General features: G+C 71.6%; 21 protein-coding genes. 19 read left to right on the forward strand and 2 right to left on the reverse strand.

Annotation, left to right across the window (positions count from 1 at the left end):
* Positions 1-155 precede the first annotated feature (155 nt).
* The 7 genes from ASG70_RS09110 to prmC all read left to right on the forward strand — a co-directional run bounded on the left by ASG70_RS09110 (position 156) and on the right by prmC (position 7,536).
* Complete coding sequence (locus ASG70_RS09110) at positions 156-539, forward strand: response regulator transcription factor (protein WP_235531420.1); 384 nt, start codon at positions 156-158, stop codon at positions 537-539.
* A complete protein-coding gene (locus ASG70_RS09115; protein ID WP_056883517.1) occupies positions 536-1,579 on the forward strand; it encodes a HEAT repeat domain-containing protein in 1,044 nt (347 codons plus the stop codon). Before ASG70_RS09110 ends, ASG70_RS09115 begins: the two co-directional genes overlap by 4 nt.
* The gene (locus ASG70_RS09120) at positions 1,576-3,018 is read left to right on the forward strand and encodes a glycosyltransferase (RefSeq protein WP_056883518.1); all 1,443 of its coding nucleotides are present in this window, start codon (positions 1,576-1,578) and stop codon (positions 3,016-3,018) included. The genes ASG70_RS09115 and ASG70_RS09120 overlap by 4 nt, the downstream gene beginning before the upstream one ends.
* Positions 3,015-5,114 carry a cell wall metabolism sensor histidine kinase WalK gene (locus ASG70_RS09125; RefSeq protein WP_056883519.1) on the forward strand — a complete coding sequence of 700 codons (2,100 nt, stop codon included), beginning with the start codon at positions 3,015-3,017 and terminating at the stop codon, positions 5,112-5,114. Before ASG70_RS09120 ends, ASG70_RS09125 begins: the two co-directional genes overlap by 4 nt.
* Positions 5,115-5,211: 97 nt before the next feature.
* A complete protein-coding gene (rpmE, locus tag ASG70_RS09130) occupies positions 5,212-5,436 on the forward strand; it encodes a 50S ribosomal protein L31 (protein WP_056883520.1) in 225 nt (74 codons plus the stop codon).
* A gap of 130 nt (positions 5,437-5,566) precedes the next feature.
* Positions 5,567-6,667: a peptide chain release factor 1 gene (gene prfA / locus ASG70_RS09135; RefSeq protein WP_056883521.1), complete on the forward strand. Its 1,101-nt coding sequence runs from the start codon at positions 5,567-5,569 to the stop codon at positions 6,665-6,667.
* Positions 6,664-7,536, forward strand: coding sequence for a peptide chain release factor N(5)-glutamine methyltransferase (gene prmC / locus ASG70_RS09140; protein WP_056883522.1), 873 nt, complete (start codon positions 6,664-6,666; stop codon positions 7,534-7,536). The genes prfA and prmC overlap by 4 nt, the downstream gene beginning before the upstream one ends.
* Before the next feature lie 19 nt (positions 7,537-7,555).
* Here the strand turns inward: prmC and ASG70_RS09145 are convergent, their stop codons facing one another.
* Positions 7,556-8,146 carry a TetR/AcrR family transcriptional regulator gene (locus tag ASG70_RS09145; protein ID WP_056883523.1) on the reverse strand — a complete coding sequence of 197 codons (591 nt, stop codon included), beginning with the start codon at positions 8,144-8,146 and terminating at the stop codon, positions 7,556-7,558.
* A 104-nt stretch (positions 8,147-8,250) separates the two neighbouring features.
* On the opposite strand from ASG70_RS09145, the gene ASG70_RS09150 reads away from it, so the two are divergent.
* From ASG70_RS09150 to ASG70_RS09170, 5 genes are all read left to right on the forward strand, one after another.
* Positions 8,251-8,928, forward strand: coding sequence for an NADPH-dependent F420 reductase (locus ASG70_RS09150; RefSeq protein ID WP_056883524.1), 678 nt, complete (start codon positions 8,251-8,253; stop codon positions 8,926-8,928).
* Positions 8,929-8,930: 2 nt separating this feature from the next.
* Positions 8,931-9,806, forward strand: coding sequence for an SDR family NAD(P)-dependent oxidoreductase (locus ASG70_RS09155; RefSeq protein WP_235531421.1), 876 nt, complete (start codon positions 8,931-8,933; stop codon positions 9,804-9,806).
* Between the two features lie 63 nt (positions 9,807-9,869).
* Positions 9,870-10,619, forward strand: a complete 750-nt coding sequence (locus ASG70_RS09160) for an L-threonylcarbamoyladenylate synthase (protein ID WP_056883526.1) — start codon at positions 9,870-9,872, stop codon at positions 10,617-10,619.
* Positions 10,616-11,902 (forward strand): serine hydroxymethyltransferase, encoded by a 1,287-nt coding sequence (glyA, locus tag ASG70_RS09165; RefSeq protein ID WP_056883527.1) that lies wholly within the window; start codon positions 10,616-10,618, stop codon positions 11,900-11,902. Before ASG70_RS09160 ends, glyA begins: the two co-directional genes overlap by 4 nt.
* Positions 11,903-11,930: 28 nt before the next feature.
* Positions 11,931-13,049: an MraY family glycosyltransferase gene (locus tag ASG70_RS09170; protein ID WP_056883528.1), complete on the forward strand. Its 1,119-nt coding sequence runs from the start codon at positions 11,931-11,933 to the stop codon at positions 13,047-13,049.
* A 6-nt stretch (positions 13,050-13,055) separates the two neighbouring features.
* On the opposite strand, the gene ASG70_RS09175 is transcribed toward ASG70_RS09170, so the two are convergent.
* Entirely contained in the window at positions 13,056-13,667 is a 612-nt protein-coding gene (locus ASG70_RS09175; RefSeq protein ID WP_056884101.1) for a GNAT family N-acetyltransferase, read from the reverse strand.
* Between the two features lie 121 nt (positions 13,668-13,788).
* Here ASG70_RS09175 and ASG70_RS09180 point away from each other — a divergent pair, with 121 nt between their 5' ends.
* The 7 genes from ASG70_RS09180 (at position 13,789) to ASG70_RS09210 (ending at position 18,037) form a co-directional block, all read left to right on the forward strand.
* Positions 13,789-14,349 carry a hypothetical protein gene (locus tag ASG70_RS09180; protein WP_056883529.1) on the forward strand — a complete coding sequence of 187 codons (561 nt, stop codon included), beginning with the start codon at positions 13,789-13,791 and terminating at the stop codon, positions 14,347-14,349.
* Positions 14,350-14,611: 262 nt separating this feature from the next.
* Positions 14,612-15,064 carry a hypothetical protein gene (locus tag ASG70_RS09185; RefSeq protein ID WP_056883530.1) on the forward strand — a complete coding sequence of 151 codons (453 nt, stop codon included), beginning with the start codon at positions 14,612-14,614 and terminating at the stop codon, positions 15,062-15,064.
* Positions 15,065-15,079: 15 nt separating this feature from the next.
* Positions 15,080-15,334 (forward strand): AtpZ/AtpI family protein, encoded by a 255-nt coding sequence (locus ASG70_RS19655; protein WP_056883531.1) that lies wholly within the window; start codon positions 15,080-15,082, stop codon positions 15,332-15,334.
* A gap of 103 nt (positions 15,335-15,437) precedes the next feature.
* Positions 15,438-16,250 (forward strand): F0F1 ATP synthase subunit A, encoded by an 813-nt coding sequence (gene atpB, locus ASG70_RS09195; protein WP_056883532.1) that lies wholly within the window; start codon positions 15,438-15,440, stop codon positions 16,248-16,250.
* Positions 16,251-16,373: 123 nt separating this feature from the next.
* Positions 16,374-16,580: an ATP synthase F0 subunit C gene (gene atpE, locus ASG70_RS09200; RefSeq protein WP_056883533.1), complete on the forward strand. Its 207-nt coding sequence runs from the start codon at positions 16,374-16,376 to the stop codon at positions 16,578-16,580.
* Between the two features lie 69 nt (positions 16,581-16,649).
* The gene (locus ASG70_RS09205; RefSeq protein WP_056884102.1) at positions 16,650-17,225 is read left to right on the forward strand and encodes a F0F1 ATP synthase subunit B; all 576 of its coding nucleotides are present in this window, start codon (positions 16,650-16,652) and stop codon (positions 17,223-17,225) included.
* Complete coding sequence (locus ASG70_RS09210) at positions 17,225-18,037, forward strand: F0F1 ATP synthase subunit delta (protein WP_056883534.1); 813 nt, start codon at positions 17,225-17,227, stop codon at positions 18,035-18,037. The genes ASG70_RS09205 and ASG70_RS09210 overlap by 1 nt, the downstream gene beginning before the upstream one ends.
* Positions 18,038-18,097: the final 60 nt, after the last annotated feature.

An 18,097-nucleotide genomic window follows, 5' to 3' on the forward strand; every position in this document is an offset into this window, starting at 1 on the left:
GACCTGTCGTCCCCCCACCGGGGGGCTGCCGGGTACGGCGTTCGGCTGGGTTTGCCGTGGGAATCCCGTGGACGCGCGCCCAGTGCGTCGATTTCGGCCCGGAGCCCATACATTTGTACTACTGAGAACTACTGAGCGGGACGAAAGGACATGCTGTGGCTGTGCCGGATGGCGCCCGCGTGCTCATCGCTGACGACGACCCTGACATCCGTGACCTCGTGGAGTTCAAGCTCACGCAGTCCGGGTATGCCGTGGAGGCCGTCGGTGACGGGCTCGCCGCCTGGGAGTCCTTCCAGGCCGAGCGCCCCGCGCTGGTGATCCTGGACGTGATGATGCCGGGACTGTCCGGCATCGACGTGCTGCGCAAGATCCGTGACAGCGAGGACGGCGCCGTGCCGGTGCTCCTGCTGAGCGCCAAGTCCCGGGACAGCGACGTCGACACCGGCTTCGCCGTGGGGGCCGACGACTACGTCATCAAGCCGTTCAGCCCGCGCGAGCTGCTGCACCGGGTCAACGGAATGCTCGCCCGCGCCCGGTGACCACCCGCCCGCTCCTCCTGGGCATCGAGCTCCTGGTCCTGCTGGCCTGCCTGGCACTGGGCCTCAGCGTCATCTGGTCCAAGGTGACGCGCCTGCGTCGCGAGCGACGGACCGCGGCGTCCCTGGCCCCCGTGCGGGGCGCCCTCATCCAGCTCGCCGCCGGCGAGCCCGGCGGCCTGCGGATCCTGCGCAGCGCGCGCGGCAGGACCGCCGACGCGATCGACGAGGCGGCGGTGGCCCTGCTGGCAAAGGTGCGCGGCGAACCCGCGAGCCAGCTCGTCACCGTCCTGGAGCACCACGGCGCGCTGGAGCGGGCCAAGCTGGAGGTCTCCCACCGCTCGCCCGTACGCCGCGCCCGCGCGGTACAGCTGCTGGGCCTGGCCCGCGTGGACGACAGCACGGCACTCATCTCCGAGGCCTTGGAGGACGAGGCCTCCGAGGTCCGGGCCAGCGCTGCGTACGCCGCCTCATACCTGGCCGACCCCTGGCTCGCCGCTCCATTGCTGCGCTCGGTGGGCAACGGCGAGGGCATCCCAGCGGGTCTCGCCGCGGACGCCCTGCTGGAGATGGGCGTCGAGATCGCGCCCGTGCTGCGGGCCGCCATGCGCAACACCGCTCCCCGCACCCGCATGGTCGCTGCGCACGTGGCCGGCGTGGGCACGTTCGTGCAGGCGCTGCCCGAGCTGCGCGAGCTCATCGGCGCCGACCCCGACGTCACCGTGCGGGTGGAGGCGGCCGAGGCGCTCGGCTCGATCGGGCAGGACTCCGAGGTCGAGCTGCTGGCACGCCACACCCGGCCGGACCAGCCGACGGACCTGCGCCGCGCCTGCGCCGAGGCGATGGGCCGGATCGGCTCCCCGGTCGCCCACGACGACCTCGTCGGGCTCCTCGACGACGACGACCCGCGCCTCGCCGAGGTGGCCGCGGAGTCGCTGGTCCAGATCGGTCCTCGCGGGCGGGCCACGCTCGAGGGGCGTCGCCACCAGCCGGCCGCCGGCACGGCGCTCGTGCTGGCAGACCTCAGGGCGGCGCAGCGGTGAACGGCTTCCTCGACGGCCTCCGGACCGGGGTGCAATGGCTGTACGACGTCACCTCGGTGCCGATCCTCGTCTACTTCGTCGTCATCAACCTCTCGTTCCTCCTGCTCATCATCACGGCGGGCTTGCAGTTCCGCCGCTACCTGCGGATGCGCGACGCCTCGGTCGACACCCTCGGTGGAGAGCTCGCCCTGGGCGTCTCGGTGGTGATGCCCGCCCACAACGAGGAGGTCGGCATCGTCACCTCCACCACCGCGATGCTGAGCCTGCGCTACCCCCGTCACGAGGTCGTCGTCGTCGACGACGGCAGCACCGACAACACCTTCGAGGTGCTGCGCGAGGCCTTCGACCTCGTCCAGATCCCCCGGGAGGTCCCCATGGACCTCCCCCTGCGCGCCGAGATCCTCGGCGTCTTCGTCCCGCGCGACGGGCACACGCGCCTCGTCGTCGTGCGCAAGACGAACTCCGGGCGCTCCGAGGCCATCAACGCCGGCGTCAACGTCGCGGTCGAGCCGCTCATCGCGTTCATCGACGCCGACTCGATCCTCGAGCCCGACGCCCTGCTGCGCGTGAGCAAGCCGTTCACCGACGACCCGACGCGGATGGTCGCCACCGGTGGCACCATCCGAGCCGTCAACGGCAGCCGGGTCGTCTCCGGCCGCCTGGTCAAGCTCGCCATGCCGACCCAGTGGATCGCCCGGATCCAGGTCGTCGAGTACCTCCGCGCGTTCCTGGTCGGTCGCACCGGCTGGTCGCGCCTGGGCATGCTCATCCTCATCAGCGGTGCCTTCGGCATGTTCCGGCGCGACGTCGTCGTGGACGCCGGCGGGCTGGACCCCGACAGCATCGGCGAGGACTTCGAGCTGGTCCTGCGCATCCACCGCCGGATGATGGACGAGGGGCGCGACTACGCCGTCGAGTTCGTGCCGGAGCCGGTGTGCTGGACCGAGGTGCCCTCGACGCTGTCCGTCCTGGCCCGCCAGCGACGGCGCTGGCACCGTGGCCTCTGGGAGACCCTCTGGGCCTACCGCGGCATGCTCTTCAACCGCCGCTACGGGCGCATCGGCTTCTTCGCGCTGCCCTACTACTGGGTGTTCGAGCTCTTCGCGCCGCTGCTGGAGGGCTTCGGGATCATCGTCGTCGTGCTCGGCCTGCTGCTCGGGATCGTCAACGTGCCCTACGCGCTGCTCTTCCTCGTGCTGGCCTACGGCCTGGCGATCCTCGTGACCCTCGCGGCGATGTCTGTCGAGGAGTGGGCCTTCCACCGCTACCACCGCTGGCGTGACCTGTCGACGACGTTGGCCGCCGCGGTCCTGGAGAACATCGGCTACCGCCAGCTCACCGTCTGGTGGCGGCTCGGCGGCTGGTGGGCGAGCCTGCGCAAGAAGGAGCAGGTGTGGGGCGTCATGACCCGTGCCGGATTCGACGAGGCGACCGATTGACCAAGCCCTCCCTGTGGTCCGTGTCCGGCCAGCTCAGGCTGCTGGTCGTGGCGATGCTGTGCATCGTCCCCGTGGTCGCGGGATCCGCCCTGCTCACGGTGCGGTCCAACTCGCGCGACACGGCCCGCACGAGCCTGGCGTTCTCGCCGGCCATCGACACGACCGCCTCGATCCGCCAGCGCATGACCGACGCCAATGCCGCCTGGAGCCGCACCACGCAGACCGGGGTGGACGAGGGGGCGGCGCTCCGTGCCTCGATGAGCGAGGTCGAGCGCCTGGTCTCGCTGCAGCAGCAGGTGCTGCGACGTGACGTGCTCACGCGCAAGGAGCGGGCCACCTACGCCGACCTGACCAGCCGCCAGGAGACCGCCGCCCGGGCGTGGTTCTCCTGGGTGGCCGAGCGCCGCAGCCAGGACGGGCTGTCGCCGGCGGCGGTGCTGGCGGGTGCCGACGGGCGCATGGCCGAGTTCCGCTCGGTGTCCGACGAGCTCGAGTCCGAGCTCGTCGCCGGCCGCATGGCGGCGCGGGCCCGCATCGCCGGGGCGTTCGACCGGCTGCTGTCCATGATGGCCGCGCTCACTCTGCTGTCCGTGGTCGGCGCCTACCTCATGTGGCGCAGCATCGACGGCTCGCTCTCGGCCCCGGTCGCCCGGCTGCGCCAGGTCGTGGCCCGACAGCGCGGCGGGGACAACCTCGCCCTGGCCGATGCCTCGGGTGGCGCTGCAGAGATCCGAGCGCTGGCCGACGACTTCAACGAGCTCACCAAGACCAACCGCGCGCTGGTCGAGGAGCAGGCCCAGGTCCTGCTCATGCACCAGCTCGCCCTGGAGGTCGCCGACATGGTGCGCAGCGTCGACGACATCGAGGAGGCGCTGCGCCTCGTCTGCGCCCGGTTGGGCACCGGCATGCACGCCGACCGCGTCCTGCTCTACACCCTCGGTGACGGGCAGGAGGCGGTGGAGCAGCGGGTGCAGTGGCACCGCGACGACCTGCCGCCGCTTCCGCCGCTGCCGCCGTCACTGATGACCATGGTGCCGGAGGTCAACCGCGAGCTGCGCCGCGACGCCTCGGTCTTCGTCATCCGCGACCTGCTCGACTCCACCGTGGTGCGCGACGAGCGGGCGCAGGCCTTCCACCGGGCCACCGGTGCCCGCTCGATGGTCATGGTGCCCGTCGGCGTGGGTGAGCGCGGCCTCGGGGTGCTGGCCCTCATGACGGTCGACATCTACCGGCGCTGGCGGCGCTACGAGATCCAGGCCGCCCAGCAGTGCGCCGGCTACCTCGCCCAGGCCATCGCCCAGCTGCGGCTCAACGAGATGCAGGGCGAGCAGATGCGCCGGCTCACCGAGCTCGACCGCCAGAAGACCGACTTCATGGCGACGGTGAGCCACGAGCTGCGGACCCCGCTGACCTCGATCAGCGGTTACCTCGAGCTGCTCGAGGACGGCGACTACGGCGACCTCAGCGGCGTGCAGCAGTCGGCACTGCGGGTCATCGGGCGCAACGCCACCCGCCTGCGAGGTCTCATCGAGGACCTGCTCGTGCTCAACAAGATCGAGGCGTCCGGGCTCGAGTCGGACCCCGAGGACGTGCTGGTCTCCGAGATCGTGCGCGGGGTCAGCGAGATGCTCGAGCCCGTCGCCGCCGCGGGCGGGGTGCGCCTCGTCGTCGAGCAGGTCGACCCCTGCCTGCAGGTCCACGTCGACCGCATCCAGCTCGAGCGCGCCCTGATCAACCTGGGGTCCAACGCCGTGAAGTTCACCCCGACCGGGGGAGTGGCGACCATCTCGACCCGTCGGGAGGGCGACTCGGTGGAGATCGCGGTCGCCGACACCGGCATCGGCATCCCGGAGAAGGACCAGGCCAAGCTGTTCGACCGCTTCTTCCGCGCGTCCAACGCCAATGCCCAGGCCATCCCGGGCACAGGCCTGGGGCTGGCCATCGTGCGGGCGATCGTCGAGGGCCACGGGGGAGAGCTCGGGTTCGAGTCCACGGAGGGCGTCGGCACCACGATGACGATCTGCCTCCCGCTGGTGCTGAGCGCCGCCCCCCGGCGCAGCCGCCCGGGGAATGCCTCCCGGGCCACCACCGTTTAGGAGATGTGCGCCGCTGTCTGGCACACTTGACCGCTGACCGGTTCACGGCCCGAGGCACCCGCCCCGCCGACCCGGCCACATGACCAAGGAGCACGCTTTGAAGAAGGACATCCACCCCGCGTACGTCGAGACCACGGTCACCTGCACCTGTGGCGCGACGTTCAAGACCCGCAGCACTGCGACCTCCGGCGAGATGCGCGCCGAGGTGTGCTCGCAGTGCCACCCGTTCTACACGGGCAAGCAGAAGATCCTCGACACCGGTGGTCGCGTGGCCCGCTTCGAGGCGCGCTACGGCAAGAAGGCCGCAGCCGAGTCCAAGTAGCTTCCCTGATGCGCCGGTCCTGACCCTCGAGGTCGGGGCCGGCGCATTGCTTTACCCGTCTGCCGGCGGCGCGACCGGGCACCGGGCAGGCAACCCCGGCACCACCCGCGCACGACCTCAGGAGCCCCGCATGTTGGAGTCCGCAGCCGCCCTCGTCGAGGAGCACGCCGACCTGGAGAGGCAGCTCTCCGACCCGGAGGTCTTCGGGGACCAGGACCTCGTGCGCCGCCTCAACAAGCGGTACGCCGCGCTGGGACCGACCGTCGCCGCGTACCACGCCTGGCACGCGGCGACCGACGACCTGCAGGCCGCCCGCGAGCTGGCCAAGGAGGACGAGGGGTTCGCCGCAGAGGTGCCCGCGCTGGAGGCGACGCTGCAGGCGGCCGAGGACAAGCTGCGTCGCCTGCTCGTGCCCCGCGACCCCGACGACGACCGCGACGTCATCCTCGAGGTCAAGGCGGGCGAGGGCGGGGAGGAGTCGGCGCTGTTCGCCGGCGACCTGCTGCGGATGTACCTGCGCTACGCCGAGCGGCGCGGGTGGAAGACCGAGCTCATCGACGCCACCGAGTCCGACCTCGGCGGCTACAAGGACGTGCGGATGGCGGTCAAGGCCAAAGGCACGCCCGAGCCCGGCGACGCCCCGTGGGCGAGGCTGAAGTACGAGGGCGGGGTCCACCGCGTGCAGCGCGTGCCCGTCACCGAGAGCCAGGGGCGCATCCACACGTCGGCGGCCGGCGTGCTCGTCATGCCGGAGGCCGAGGAGGTCGAGGTGACCATCGACCCCAACGACCTGAAGATCGACGTCTACCGCAGCTCGGGCCCGGGCGGGCAGTCGGTCAACACCACCGACTCGGCGGTGCGCATCACCCACCTGCCCACCGGCACCGTGGTCTCCTGCCAGAACGAGAAGAGCCAGCTCCAGAACAAGGAGTCGGCGATGCGCGTGCTGCGCGCCAGGCTCCACCAGCTGGCCCAGGACGCCGCCGACGCCGAGGCGAGCGCCGCCCGCCGCAGCCAGATCCGTACGGTCGACCGCAGCGAGCGCATCCGCACCTACAACTTCCCGGAGAACCGCGTCTCCGACCACCGCACCGGCTACAAGTCCTACAACCTCGACACCGTCCTCGACGGCGAGCTCGACGCGGTCGTGCAGTCGGCCGTCGACGCCGACGAGGCCGCTCGCATGGCCGCCGTCGCGGAGGCGTCCGGCTCCGCAGCCTCGTCCCGGTGACCGGGCCGCACGCTCCGGCCGACCTGCGGGCCGCGGTCCGAGGGGCCGCTGCCCGGCTGGCCGAGGCAGGGGTGCCGTCGCCGGACGTCGACGCCGTCGCCCTCGCGGCCCACGTGCTGCGCACCACGGCCTCGCAGGTCCGCACCGCGATGGTGGTCGGCGCCCCCGCGCCGGACCCTGCCGCCTACGGTGCGCTGGTCGAGCAGCGCGTCAGCCGCGTCCCGCTCCAGCACCTCACCGGGCGCGCCGCCTTCCGCCGCCTCGAGCTCGCCGTCGGACCCGGGGTGTTCACGCCCCGGCCGGAGACCGAGGTCGTGGCCGGGCTCGCCATCGACGCGGCCCGGGCTGTCGTCGCGGCGCCGGTCGTGGTCGACCTCTGCACCGGGTCGGGCGCCATCGCGCTCGCCGTCGCAGACGAGCTCCCGTCCGCGACCGTGTATGCCGTGGAGCTGGGGGAGGACGCGCACGCCTGGGCCGCGCGCAACGTCGCCGACACCGGCCTTCCCGTCACCCTCGTGCACGGCGACGCCACGACCGCCTTCCCCGAGCTCGACGGGACGGTCGACGTGGTCGTCTCCAACCCTCCCTACATCCCGGTCGGCATGGTGCCCGTCGACCCCGAGGTCCGCGACCACGACCCCGAGCTCGCCCTCTACGGCGGCAGCGAGGACGGCCTGGCCATCCCCCTGGCGGTGGGGGCCAGGGCCGCGGCGCTGCTGCGTCCCGGTGGGGTGCTGGTCATGGAGCACGCCGACAGCCAGGGCGAGTCGCTGCCCCGGGCCCTGGAGCGGACGGGGTGCTGGCGCGACGTGCACGACGAGCGGGACCTCACCGGCCGGCCCCGCGCGACGGTGGCCACCCGCGCCTGACGCCGGTCCCCGCGCTCCGTCAGGCGGCGTCGGGCGCCCGGACTGCCGCGTCGACCAAGGCGCGAGCGGACGCCTTCGCGGCCTCGGGCGCCTCGGGGCTGGCGTCCAGCGAGCCGCTGGCCAGGCCGCCGTCGAGCAGCAGGGTGAGGGAGCGTGCCAGCGCCTCGGGGTCGCGGGCCCCGGCTTGCCCGGCGAGCCCGCGCACCCATGAGAGCACTGCCGACTTGTGGGCCACGGTGCGGTCGTGGACCGGGGTGCCCGGCTGCGACTCAGCGGCAGCGTTGATGAACGCGCAGCCGCGGTAGCCCTCCCGGCGGCACGAGCTCCGCAGGGCGTCGAACATGCCGACGAGCTGGTCGGCGGGATCGGGACCGGCCGCGGCGGCGGCCTCGTGGAGCTGGCCGGTCCAGATGCCGTCGACCTTGTCGAGGTAGGCCACGATGAGGTCGTCCTTGGCGGGGAAGTGCTTGTAGAACGTCGCCTTCGCGACGCCGGACTCGGCGATGATCAGGTCGACCCCCACCGCCCGTATGCCGCGGGCATAGAAGAGTGCGAACGCCGCGTCCAGGACGCGCTCGCGGGCCTCGCTCGGCCGGGCTGTGGTGGTCATGGACGCACTATACCTTGCAAGTAGACAGATCTGTCTGTTAGGTTCTCCGCATCGCGGTAGACAGACCTGTCTACTGGCGCTCACGGTTCTGATCAGGAGTCCCCATGAAGATCGCAGTCCTCGGCACCGGCATGGTCGGCCAGGCCCTCGCCGGCCGCCTCAGCGAGCTCGGCCACGACGTGGTCATCGGCACGCGCGACCCGCAGTCCACCCTCGCCCGCACCGAGCCCGACGGCATGGGCAACCCGCCCGTCTCGGCCTGGCTGCAGGACCACCGGGCGGTCGGTCTCGCGACCTTCGCCGACGCCGTCGCCGGGGCGGAGCTGGTCGTCAACGCGACCAGCGGCAACGGGGCCATCCCGGCCCTCGAGCTGGCCGGCGCCGACAATCTGGCCGGCAAGGTCGTGCTCGACATCTCCAACCCGCTCGACTTCTCGAACGGCTTCCCTCCCACCCTCTTCGTCAAGGACACCGACTCGCTCGGCGAGCAGGTCCAGCGCGCCTTCCCGCAGGCGCGGGTCGTCAAGACCCTCAACACCCTCAACGCCCACCTGATGGTGAACCCCAAGGCCCTGGGCCAGGAGTCGTCGGTCTTCGTCTCCGGCGACGACGCGGCCGCCAAGGCCACCGTCACCGAGCTGCTCGAGAGCTTCGGGCACACCGACGTCATCGACCTCGGCGACATCACCACGGCCCGCGGCACGGAGATGCTCCTGCCCGTGTGGCTGCGCCTGATGGGCGCCCTCGGCACGCCGGCGTTCAACTTCAAGATCGTGCGCTGACCATGACGCCCACGCCGGGTCGGCCGATGGCCGGCAGGACGGTGCTCGTCACCGGCGGGACCGGCGGGATCGGCGGCGCCACCGCCGCCGGTCTCGCCGCCCTCGGGGCGAGGGTGGGCGTCGTCGGCCGCGACCGGGCTCGGGCCGAGGGCGCCGCCGCGCGCCTGCGCGCGTCCGGCGGAGAGGTCGACGTCTTCATCGCCGACCTCTCGGCGCAGCGGGAGGTGCGCCGACTCGCCGACGAGGCGCTCGCGGCATACCCCCGCCTCGACGTCCTCGTGAACAACGTGGGCGGCTACTGGGCCCGCCGGCACACCACCGAGGACGGGCTCGAGCGCACCTTCGCCGTCAACCACCTCGCGCCGTTCCTGCTGACGAACCTGCTGCTGCCCCGGCTGCGTGAGAGCGCCCCGGCCCGGGTCGTCACGGTGTCGTCAGGCGCGCAGGCCATGGGCCGCATCGACTTCGACGACCTGGAGGGGGAGCGGGGCTACCGTGGCCAGCGCGCCTACAGCCAGTCCAAGCTCGCCAACGTCCTGTTCACCTACGAGCTGGCCCGGCGCCTCGAGGGCACCGGTGTCACCGCGACGGTGCTGCACCCCGGCGTGGTGCGGACGGCGTTCGGCCAGGAGGACCCGGGGCGGTGGATGGCGGCCATGACGCGAGTGGCGCGGCTGTTCATGAAGACCCCGCAGGAGGGTGCCCGTACGTCGATCCACCTCGCCTCCTCGCCGGCGGTGGAGGGCGTCACCGGCCAGTACTTCGCGAACGAACGGCCGAAGCGGTCCTCGAAGGCGTCCTACGACCGGGCCGCCGCCGCGCGGCTGTGGGACGCCTCCGCACGGCTCGTGCACCTCACCGACGACCAGGGGGCCTGAGGGGCCTCGGTGAGGTCCGGGGCAACACGTCGCAGGGGTGGGGGCCGCAATAGGCTGCAGCCCATGAGTCCTGTGTACGACTGCACCACCGAGTCCGGCCGCGCCGAGGGCATCGCCGCCGCCGTCGAGGTCGTCCGCGACGGCGGCGTCGTCGTCCTGCCGACGGACACGGTCTACGGCATCGGAGCCGACGCGTTCTCCCCCGAGGCGGTCGCGTCCGTGCTGGCCGCCAAGGGCCGGGGCCGTGAGATGCCGCCCCCGGTCCTCGTGCCCAGCGTCCGCACCGTCGACGGCCTGGCCACCGACGTGCCGGAGTGGGCGCGTGACCTCATCCGCGAGTTCTGGCCCGGCCCGCTCACCCTGGTGCTCAAGGCCCAGTCCTCGCTGATGTGGGACCTCGGCGACACCAACGGCACGGTCGCGGTGCGGATGCCCAAGGACGACACCGCCCTGGCCCTGCTCGGCGAGGTGGGCCCGATGGCCGTCACCAGCGCCAACCTCACCGGCCGCCCGCCCGCGACGACCGTCACCGACGCCGCCGCCCAGCTCGGCGCCGCCGTCGCCGTCTACCTCGACGCCGGCCCGACCACGAGCACCGAGGTCTCCACCATCGTCGACTGCACCGCCGACGAGCCCGTCGTCCTGCGCGCCGGCGCCGTCACCCAGGAGCAGCTCGACGCCGTCCTGCACCCCGCCCCGGACGCCGAGGAGCCCGAACCCACCCAGGCCCTAGAGTTGCCGGCGGATCCGGCCGCCGACAGCACCCCAGACAGCAGCACCCCCGACAGCAGCACCCCAGGAGAGACGCGATGACCCAGAGCGCTGACACCTTCTACGGCTCCGACTTCGGCGCCCTGTCGTCCTTCGACCCCGAGATCGCCGGGGTCCTCGTGTCCGAGCTCGACCGCATCCGCAGCGGCCTGCAGCTCATCGCCTCGGAGAACATGTCCAGCCCCGAGGTGCTCACCGCGCTCGGCTCGACGTTGTCCAACAAGTACGCCGAGGGCTACCCGGGTCGTCGCTACTACGGCGGCTGCTCCGAGGTCGACAAGGCCGAGACCCTCGCCATCGAGCGGTGCAAGGCCCTGTTCGGCGCCGACCACGCCAACGTCCAGCCGCACTCGGGCGCCAGCGCCAACCAGGCGGTCTACGGCGCCTTCATGCAGCCCGGCGACACGATCCTCGCGATGGCGCTGCCCATGGGTGGCCACCTCACCCACGGCACCAAGGTGTCCTTCTCCGGCAAGTGGTTCAACGCCGTCCACTACGGCGTCGACAAGCAGACCGAGGACATCGACTACGACGAGGTGGAGCGCCTCGCCAAGGAGCACCGCCCGAAGGTCATCCTCGCCGGCGGCTCGGCGATCCCGCGCCTGATCGACTTCGAGTTCTTCCGCAGGCTGGCCGACGAGGTCGGGGCGATCTTCTGGGTGGACGCCGCGCACTTCATCGGCCTCGTCGCCGGCAAGGCGATCCCGAGCCCGGTGCCCCACGCCGACGTCGTCACCTTCACGACCCACAAGGTGCTGCGCGGGCCGCGTTCGGGTGCGCTGGTCTGCAAGGAGGAGCACGCCACCAAGCTCGACAAGGCCGTGTTCCCGATGATGCAGGGCGGGCCGCAGATGCACACCATCGCGGCCAAGGCGGTCAACTTCAAGGAGTGTGCGACGCCCGAGTACCAGGCGTACGCCAAGCAGGTCATCGAGAACGCCAGGGTGCTTGCGACGTCGCTGGGGGAGAAGGGGATCCGTCCCACCACCGGCGGCACCGACACCCACCTGTCGCTGCACGACCTGCAGGGTGTGGGCGTCACCGGCGCCGACGCCGAGGCCCGTTCCGACGCAGCCGGCATCGTCCTCAACAAGAACGCCATCCCGTTCGACCCGCAGAAGCCCAACATCGCCAGCGGCATCCGCGTCGGCACCCCCTGCGTCACCACCCAGGGGATGGGCACCGACGAGATGCGGACCATCGCCGACCTCATCGCCAAGGCCGTCATCGAGGGCGACGCCGACCCCGACCACGCGGTCTCCAAGGAGGTCCGTGCGGGCGTGACGGACCTCGTGACCAGGTTCCCGGCATACCCTCGAGGCTGAGTCCCGACCCACCCGAGAGGCGCCCTGAGTGCGCGAGTACCTCCTCGTCCTGATGGTCGCCGCGGTGATCACGTATGCCGCGACGCCGCTCATGCGCGCCGTCGCCGTGCGCACCGGGGCCTTCACCCCGGTGCGCGACCGTGACGTCCACTCGACGCCGATCCCGCGCCTGGGCGGTGTGGCGATCTTCCTCGGGTTCGCCGCGTCGATGCTCGCGGCGAGCAGGCTGCCGTTCCTCGGCCAGGTCTTCCGGCTGGGCCCGGAGCTCAACGCGGTGCTGTGGGGCGCCGCCATCGTCTGCCTGCTGGGGGCGATCGACGACATCCGTGAGCTCGACTGGCTGACGAAGATGGGCGGCCAGATGATCGCCGCCGGGATCATGGCATTCAACGGCGTCACGCTGTTCCAGCTGCCGATCGGAGGCGTGACCGTGCTGCCGCAGCCGATCATGGTGGGGCTGACCGTCTTCGCCGTCGTGCTGTTCACCAACGCGGTCAACTTCATCGACGGCCTCGACGGGTTGGCCGCGGGGGTCGTCATCGTCGCCGCGTCGTCGTTCTTCATCTACAGCTACGGCATCTCCCGCACCTTCGACCCGCCCAACGTGTTCTCGTCGGCGACCTTCATCTCCGCGGCGCTGATCGGCTGCTGCCTGGGGTTCCTGCCGCACAACTACCACCCGGCCCGGCTCTTCATGGGCGACTCGGGCGCGCTGCTGCTGGGCCTGCTGCTGGCCGCGGCGACGATCTCCACGACCGGGAACGTCACGCCCTCGCAGGTGAGCACCAACCCGGTGGCGGCGACGCTGCTGCCGCTCGTGGTGCCGGCCGCCATCATCCTGCTGCCGCTGGTCGACATCCTGCTCGCGGTGGTGCGCCGCACCCGGCGCGGTGAGCGGCCGTGGAGCCCGGACAAGCAGCACCTCCACCACCGCATGCTCCAGATCGGCCACGGGCACCGTCGCGCGGTGCTGCTGCTGTGGATGTGGGCCGCGGTGGCCGCCCTGGGCTCGGTGAGCTTCATCTTCATCCAGGACGCCCGGGTCGCGGGAGCCGGCGTGCTCGCTGCCGTGGTCGTCGTGGGCGTGCTCACCATCTGGCTGCCCCGGTGGGCCCCGACCGGCGGCCGGGTCCGCCGCATCTCCTGACGGAGGTCAGCCGAGCCGCTGCTCGAGCCCGGCGCGCACGCGTGGCCACTCGTCGCGCAGCACGCTGAAGACCACGGTGTCGCGGAAGGTGCCGTCGGCCCGCCGGGTGTGCCGGCGCAGCACGCCCTCGCGCGTCGCACCGAGCTTGGCGATCGCCGCCTGGGACCGCTCGTTGACGGCGTCGGTCTGGATCTTCACACGGCAGAACCCGCAGTCGAACGCGTGCCCGAGCAGCAGCAGCTTGCACTCCGGGTTCACGGCCGTGCCCCACCAGCGCGACCCGTACACCGTCCACCCCAGGTGCACGCGCTCGTGGACGAGGTCGACGTCGCCGAGGGAGGAGGTGCCGACGACGGTGCCCTCCTCGCCGAGCCCGCCGACCCCGGTCAGGCGCACCGTGTATGCCGTGCGGCCGGCCGCACGGGCCGCGACCGCTGCGTCGACGAGCGCTCGGGTGGCGGCGAGGTCCGGGGGAGGGGCCGCCATGACGTAGCCCTGGGTGTAGACGACCGGGTCGCTGTGGACGGCGTGCAGGCCCTCGGCATCAGCTGGTCGCACAGGGTCCAGCCGGACGAAACGGCCGATGAGGGGGTAGCCGGTCGGGGGATGCGCGGTCACGGGTCGCAGGCTAGCGCCGACCGGTTTGCCCGGTTCGACCCACACCACGACCTCCGATGTCCTAGCGTCACGCCCCGAACAAGACGTCCGCGACCCGCGCGGCGCCCAGCAGGGGGAAACCATGAGCACGACCGACAACCTGATCCCGGAGCCGCCCAAGGCCTCCGTCCCGACGCCGGCGCCGGCCCCGGTGCTGCCGGAGGTGGGACCGTTCGACGCCAGCGCGCTCTACACCCAGGCCCAGCCGGTCGAGATCGTGTCCCGCGGGATCCTGTTCTCCCTGGCCGCGGTGCCCCTCGGCATGGCCGTCGCCGTCCTGGTCTGGGAGCTCGGCTTCGTCGCCTCGATCTCCAGCTTCGTCATCGCCGGCGCCGGGGCCGCGCTCTACACCAAGGGCGCCACCCGGACGCCGAACCGTGGCCTGGTCCCGCTGGTGCTCGTGGTCCTCGGCGGCGTCGCCCTGTCCTTCTTCGCGGTCGTCACCGCCGACCTGGTGGACTTCTACAACACCCCGCAGGGCCAGTCCCTCGGCTACCCGTCGGTGGTCGACTTCGTCAGCGCCAACCTCTTCACCGGCAACGTGCTGTCGTCCTACGGCTCGCAGGCGGTCATGTTCGTCCTCTTCGCCGCACTCGGCGTCTTCGGCACGGTGCGCCGCCTGGTCCGCGCCCGGCAGGCCTGAGGCTCCCCGCTCCACGACGACGGCTGCCCACGACGGCTGCCAGCGTCGGCTGCCCACGACGGCCCCCACGACGGCCCGGTTCCCCACGGGGGACTGGGCCGTCGGCCTGTCGACGGGGTGCCTCCTGCTGCTCGTACGCCACTGGGACCGGCGTGGTTGGTGCGTGGCGGAGCGCTTGTGATACCTTTCACAAGCACCCCAAGGCGGGTGTGGACCACCGTTCGCCAGGCCCCGCAGCCCCGACGAATCAGGCAGCAGACCGATGACCACAGCCCCTCACGCCGACCGTGACCCGTTTGCGGTCATGCTGCGTGGAGCGTTCGTCCCCACCGTCGCGGTGGGTCCGGTCGCCGTGGTCGTGGCTGCGCTGGTCTCCGGCGGCAAGGCCGCCCTCGGTGCGGCACTGGGCTTCGTCATCGCCCTCGCCTTCTTCGCCCTCGGCCTGCTCGTCATGCGACGGCTGGGCGGCGCGATGGACCCGCTGCGGTTCCTCGCCAGCGCGCTGGCCGTCTTCATGGGCCAGATGATCTTCCTGCTCGTGGTGATCATGGCCCTCAAGGACGCCTCGTGGCTCGACGGGACCGCCTTCGGCGTCACCGTGCTCGCGGTCGCCCTGGTGTGGCAGGTCTTCCAGGTCGTCGCCTTCGTCCGGTCCCGCCGCCTCGTCTTCGACGCCCCGAAGGATCCGGGGCAGGATGAGGGACCTGCGTCATGACCCCAGGAGCCCACCGTGACCGACCCCTCCACGCCACCGCCGGACGACCGGCCCACGCCCTTGCAGAAGGCCGACGCCGGACACCAGCGCCTCGAGGAGGCGCGGATGTGGAACGTCGTCTCCTACCTGATCACGGGGCCGGCGATGTTCGGTGCGATCGGCTGGGGACTGGACCGCTGGCTGGGCACGACGTGGCTCGTCGCCGTGGGGATCGTGGGGGGGATGGCCCTGTCGCTGTACCTCGTGTGGTTCCGGTACGGTACGCAATGACTTCCGCAGGTCAGGTCCGCCCAGTGCATGCAGGGCCGGGGCTCGTGACCGTTGCCCTCATCGGCCAGTGGAGTGTTCCGAACGCAAAGCTCGAGGAGAACCTGTGAGTCTGAACGTGCTGGGTGCCATCAGCCCGGCTGCTGCCGGCGGTGACGGGGAGGGCTTCCACGCCCCCACGCCCGCCGAGTTCTACCAGCCCCTGATCGGTCACGGCGACTTCGCGATCACGCGCCCGATGGTCGTCCTGGCCATCTCGGTGGCGCTGATCGCCTGGTTCCTCGTGGCGACGACCAAGCGTGCTGCGGTGGTGCCGGGCAAGGGCCAGTGGGTGACCGAGGGTGCCTACAACTTCGTGCGCAACGGCGTGGCCCGCGACATCATCGGCAGCCACGACTTCCTGCGGTTCGTCCCGCTGCTGTTCAGCATGTTCATGCTGATCCTGGTCAACAACCTGTTCGGCGTCATCCCGCCGATCCAGTACCCCACGATGAGCCGCATCGGCTTCCCGATCGCGCTGACCCTGCTGGTCTTCGTGATCTACCACGCTGTGGGCATCCGCAAGAACGGCGCCTGGGGCCACATCAAGCACATGATCCCGCCGGGCCTGCCCAAGGGCATCTACGTGCTGATCATCCCGCTGGAGCTGCTGACCTACTTCGTCACCCGGCCGCTGACGCTGGCCCTGCGACTCTTCGGCAACATGTTCGCCGGGCACATGCTCCTGCTGCTGTTCATCACCGGTGGCGAGTACATGCTGATCCACGGTGGAATCGGCCTCAAGGCAGCCGGCGTCGGCTCCTTCGGCATGGCCTTCGTGCTGACCGCCTTCGAGGCACTGATCGAGTTCCTGCAGGCCTACATCTTCACGCTGCTCGCAGCCACCTACATCGCCGGCTCCCTCGCCGACGAGCACTGAGACCGTCCGGGGCGACGGCACGTCGGCCCGGTGCAGGACCCGCCCGACCCACAACTGAATAGCCAACGAACTCCCGCTCGGCGACCTGCCGACGGACTGATAACCCGAAAGAGGACCTCTGACATGACTGGCAACATCGCCATCCTCGGCTACGGCCTGTCTGCGATCGGCCCCGGTGTGGGCATCGGCCTGATCTTCGCCGCCTACATCAACGGTGTCGCCCGGCAGCCCGAGGCGCGCGGCGTCCTCCAGGGCATCGCGATCCTCGGCTTCGCCCTCGCCGAGGCGCTGGCCATCTTCGGTCTGGTTCTCGCGTTCGTCTTCAAGTAAGCCGAACCACCCAGCCCCACGCCCCCTGGCACCACAGCACTAGGAGAACCCGTGCAGCACTTCACCGGCATCACGCAGGTGGTTGTCGCGGCCGCCGCCGAGGACAAGACCGGCGAGCGCCTGCCGATCCTGCCCCTCTGGGGTGAGCTGATCTTCGGCGTCATCGCCTTCGCGATCCTCTACTGGGTTGTGGCCACCAAGGTCGTGCCCAACCTCGAGAAGGCGTACGCCGAGCGCACCGCCGCCATCGAGGGCGGCATGCAGCAGGCGGAAGAGGCGCAGCAGCAGGCGCAGGCCGCGCTGGAGCAGTACCAGGCCCAGCTGGCCGAGGCGCGCGCCGAGGCGGCCCGCATCCGTGAGGAGGCGCGGGAGCAGGGCGCCGCGATCGTCGTCGAGATGCGCGGTCACGCCCAGGCCGAGGCCAACCGCATCACCGAGGCCGCGCACAAGCAGATCGAGGCCGAGCGCCAGCAGGCCGTGGTCTCGCTGCGCAGCGAGGTCGGCCGGCTGTCGACCGAGCTGGCGAGCCGCATCGTCGGGGAGTCCCTCGAGGACGAGACCCGTCGCCGCGGCACCGTGGACCGGTTCCTGGCCGAGCTCGAGGCCGGCAACATCCAGCCCGAGAAGGTCGGAGAGGGCGCCTGATGCGTGGTTCGTCGCGGGCTGCCGCCATCGAGTCGAGCAAGGCCTTCGAGGCCGCGCTCGGCGCGGGGGCGGACCGCCGCACCCTCGGTGAGGAGCTCCTCGCCGTGGTGGGCGTCATCGACGGCAGCGCCACGCTGCGCCGGGCCCTGGCCGACCCGTCCCGGGACGCCGAGGCCAAGCGTGACCTGGTCACGCGGGTCTTGAGCGGCAAGGTGTCGCAGCCGACGACCGACCTGCTCCGCACCGTGGTCGGCCAGCGCTGGGCCACCGAGCGCGACCTGTCCGACTGCGTGGAGGAGCTCGGCATCGAGTCGCTGCTCGCCCAGGCCGAGGCCAACGGCGAGATCGACCGCGTCGAGGACGAGCTGTTCCGGTTCGAGCGCATCGTGGCCGGCAACCCCGAGCTACGTGACCGCCTGACCAACCGCCAGGGCGACGCCCAGGCCAAGGCGGGCGTCATCAGCCAGCTCCTCGAGGGCAAGTCGAGCGAGACGACCGTGCGGCTGGCCCGCCAGGCCGTGCTCGCCACCCGGGGTCGCAAGCTCGACCGCACCCTGGAGGGCTACCTCGCCCTCGCGTCCAGGCGACGCGAGCAGCTCACGGCCGTCGTCACCGCGGCGACCGAGCTCACGCCCCAGCAGCGTGAGCGTCTCGGCGCGGCGCTGCACACCATCTACGGCAAGTCCATCGTGCTGCAGGTCGTCCTCGACCCGCAGGTGCTCGGTGGCATCCGTGTCCAGGTCGGCGACGAGGTCGTCGACGGCACCGTGCTGCGTCGCCTCGACGAGGCGCGCAGGCACATCGCCGGCTGACGGCACCGCACGACAACTGCACAGCACGACCACCACCACGCCTTCCGGTCCGAGCCCCTC

Source organism: Phycicoccus sp. Soil748, assembly GCF_001428025.1.
Lineage (GTDB): Bacteria > Actinomycetota > Actinomycetes > Actinomycetales > Dermatophilaceae > Pedococcus.

Bases quoted from the DNA above. Each gene is read 5' to 3' on its own strand.
- prfA (WP_056883521.1), top strand. From the start codon at position 5,567: ATGTTGGAGTCCGCAGCCGCCCTCGTCGAGGAGCACGCCGACCTGGAG.
- ASG70_RS09145 (WP_056883523.1), bottom strand. From the start codon at position 8,146: ATGACCACCACAGCCCGGCCGAGCGAGGCCCGCGAGCGCGTCCTGGAC.
- ASG70_RS09150 (WP_056883524.1), top strand. From the start codon at position 8,251: ATGAAGATCGCAGTCCTCGGCACCGGCATGGTCGGCCAGGCCCTCGCC.
- ASG70_RS09155 (WP_235531421.1), top strand. From the start codon at position 8,931: ATGACGCCCACGCCGGGTCGGCCGATGGCCGGCAGGACGGTGCTCGTC.
- ASG70_RS09160 (WP_056883526.1), top strand. From the start codon at position 9,870: ATGAGTCCTGTGTACGACTGCACCACCGAGTCCGGCCGCGCCGAGGGC.
- glyA (WP_056883527.1), top strand. From the start codon at position 10,616: ATGACCCAGAGCGCTGACACCTTCTACGGCTCCGACTTCGGCGCCCTG.
- ASG70_RS09180 (WP_056883529.1), top strand. From the start codon at position 13,789: ATGAGCACGACCGACAACCTGATCCCGGAGCCGCCCAAGGCCTCCGTC.
- ASG70_RS09185 (WP_056883530.1), top strand. From the start codon at position 14,612: ATGACCACAGCCCCTCACGCCGACCGTGACCCGTTTGCGGTCATGCTG.
- atpE (WP_056883533.1), top strand. From the start codon at position 16,374: ATGACTGGCAACATCGCCATCCTCGGCTACGGCCTGTCTGCGATCGGC.
- ASG70_RS09210 (WP_056883534.1), top strand. From the start codon at position 17,225: ATGCGTGGTTCGTCGCGGGCTGCCGCCATCGAGTCGAGCAAGGCCTTC.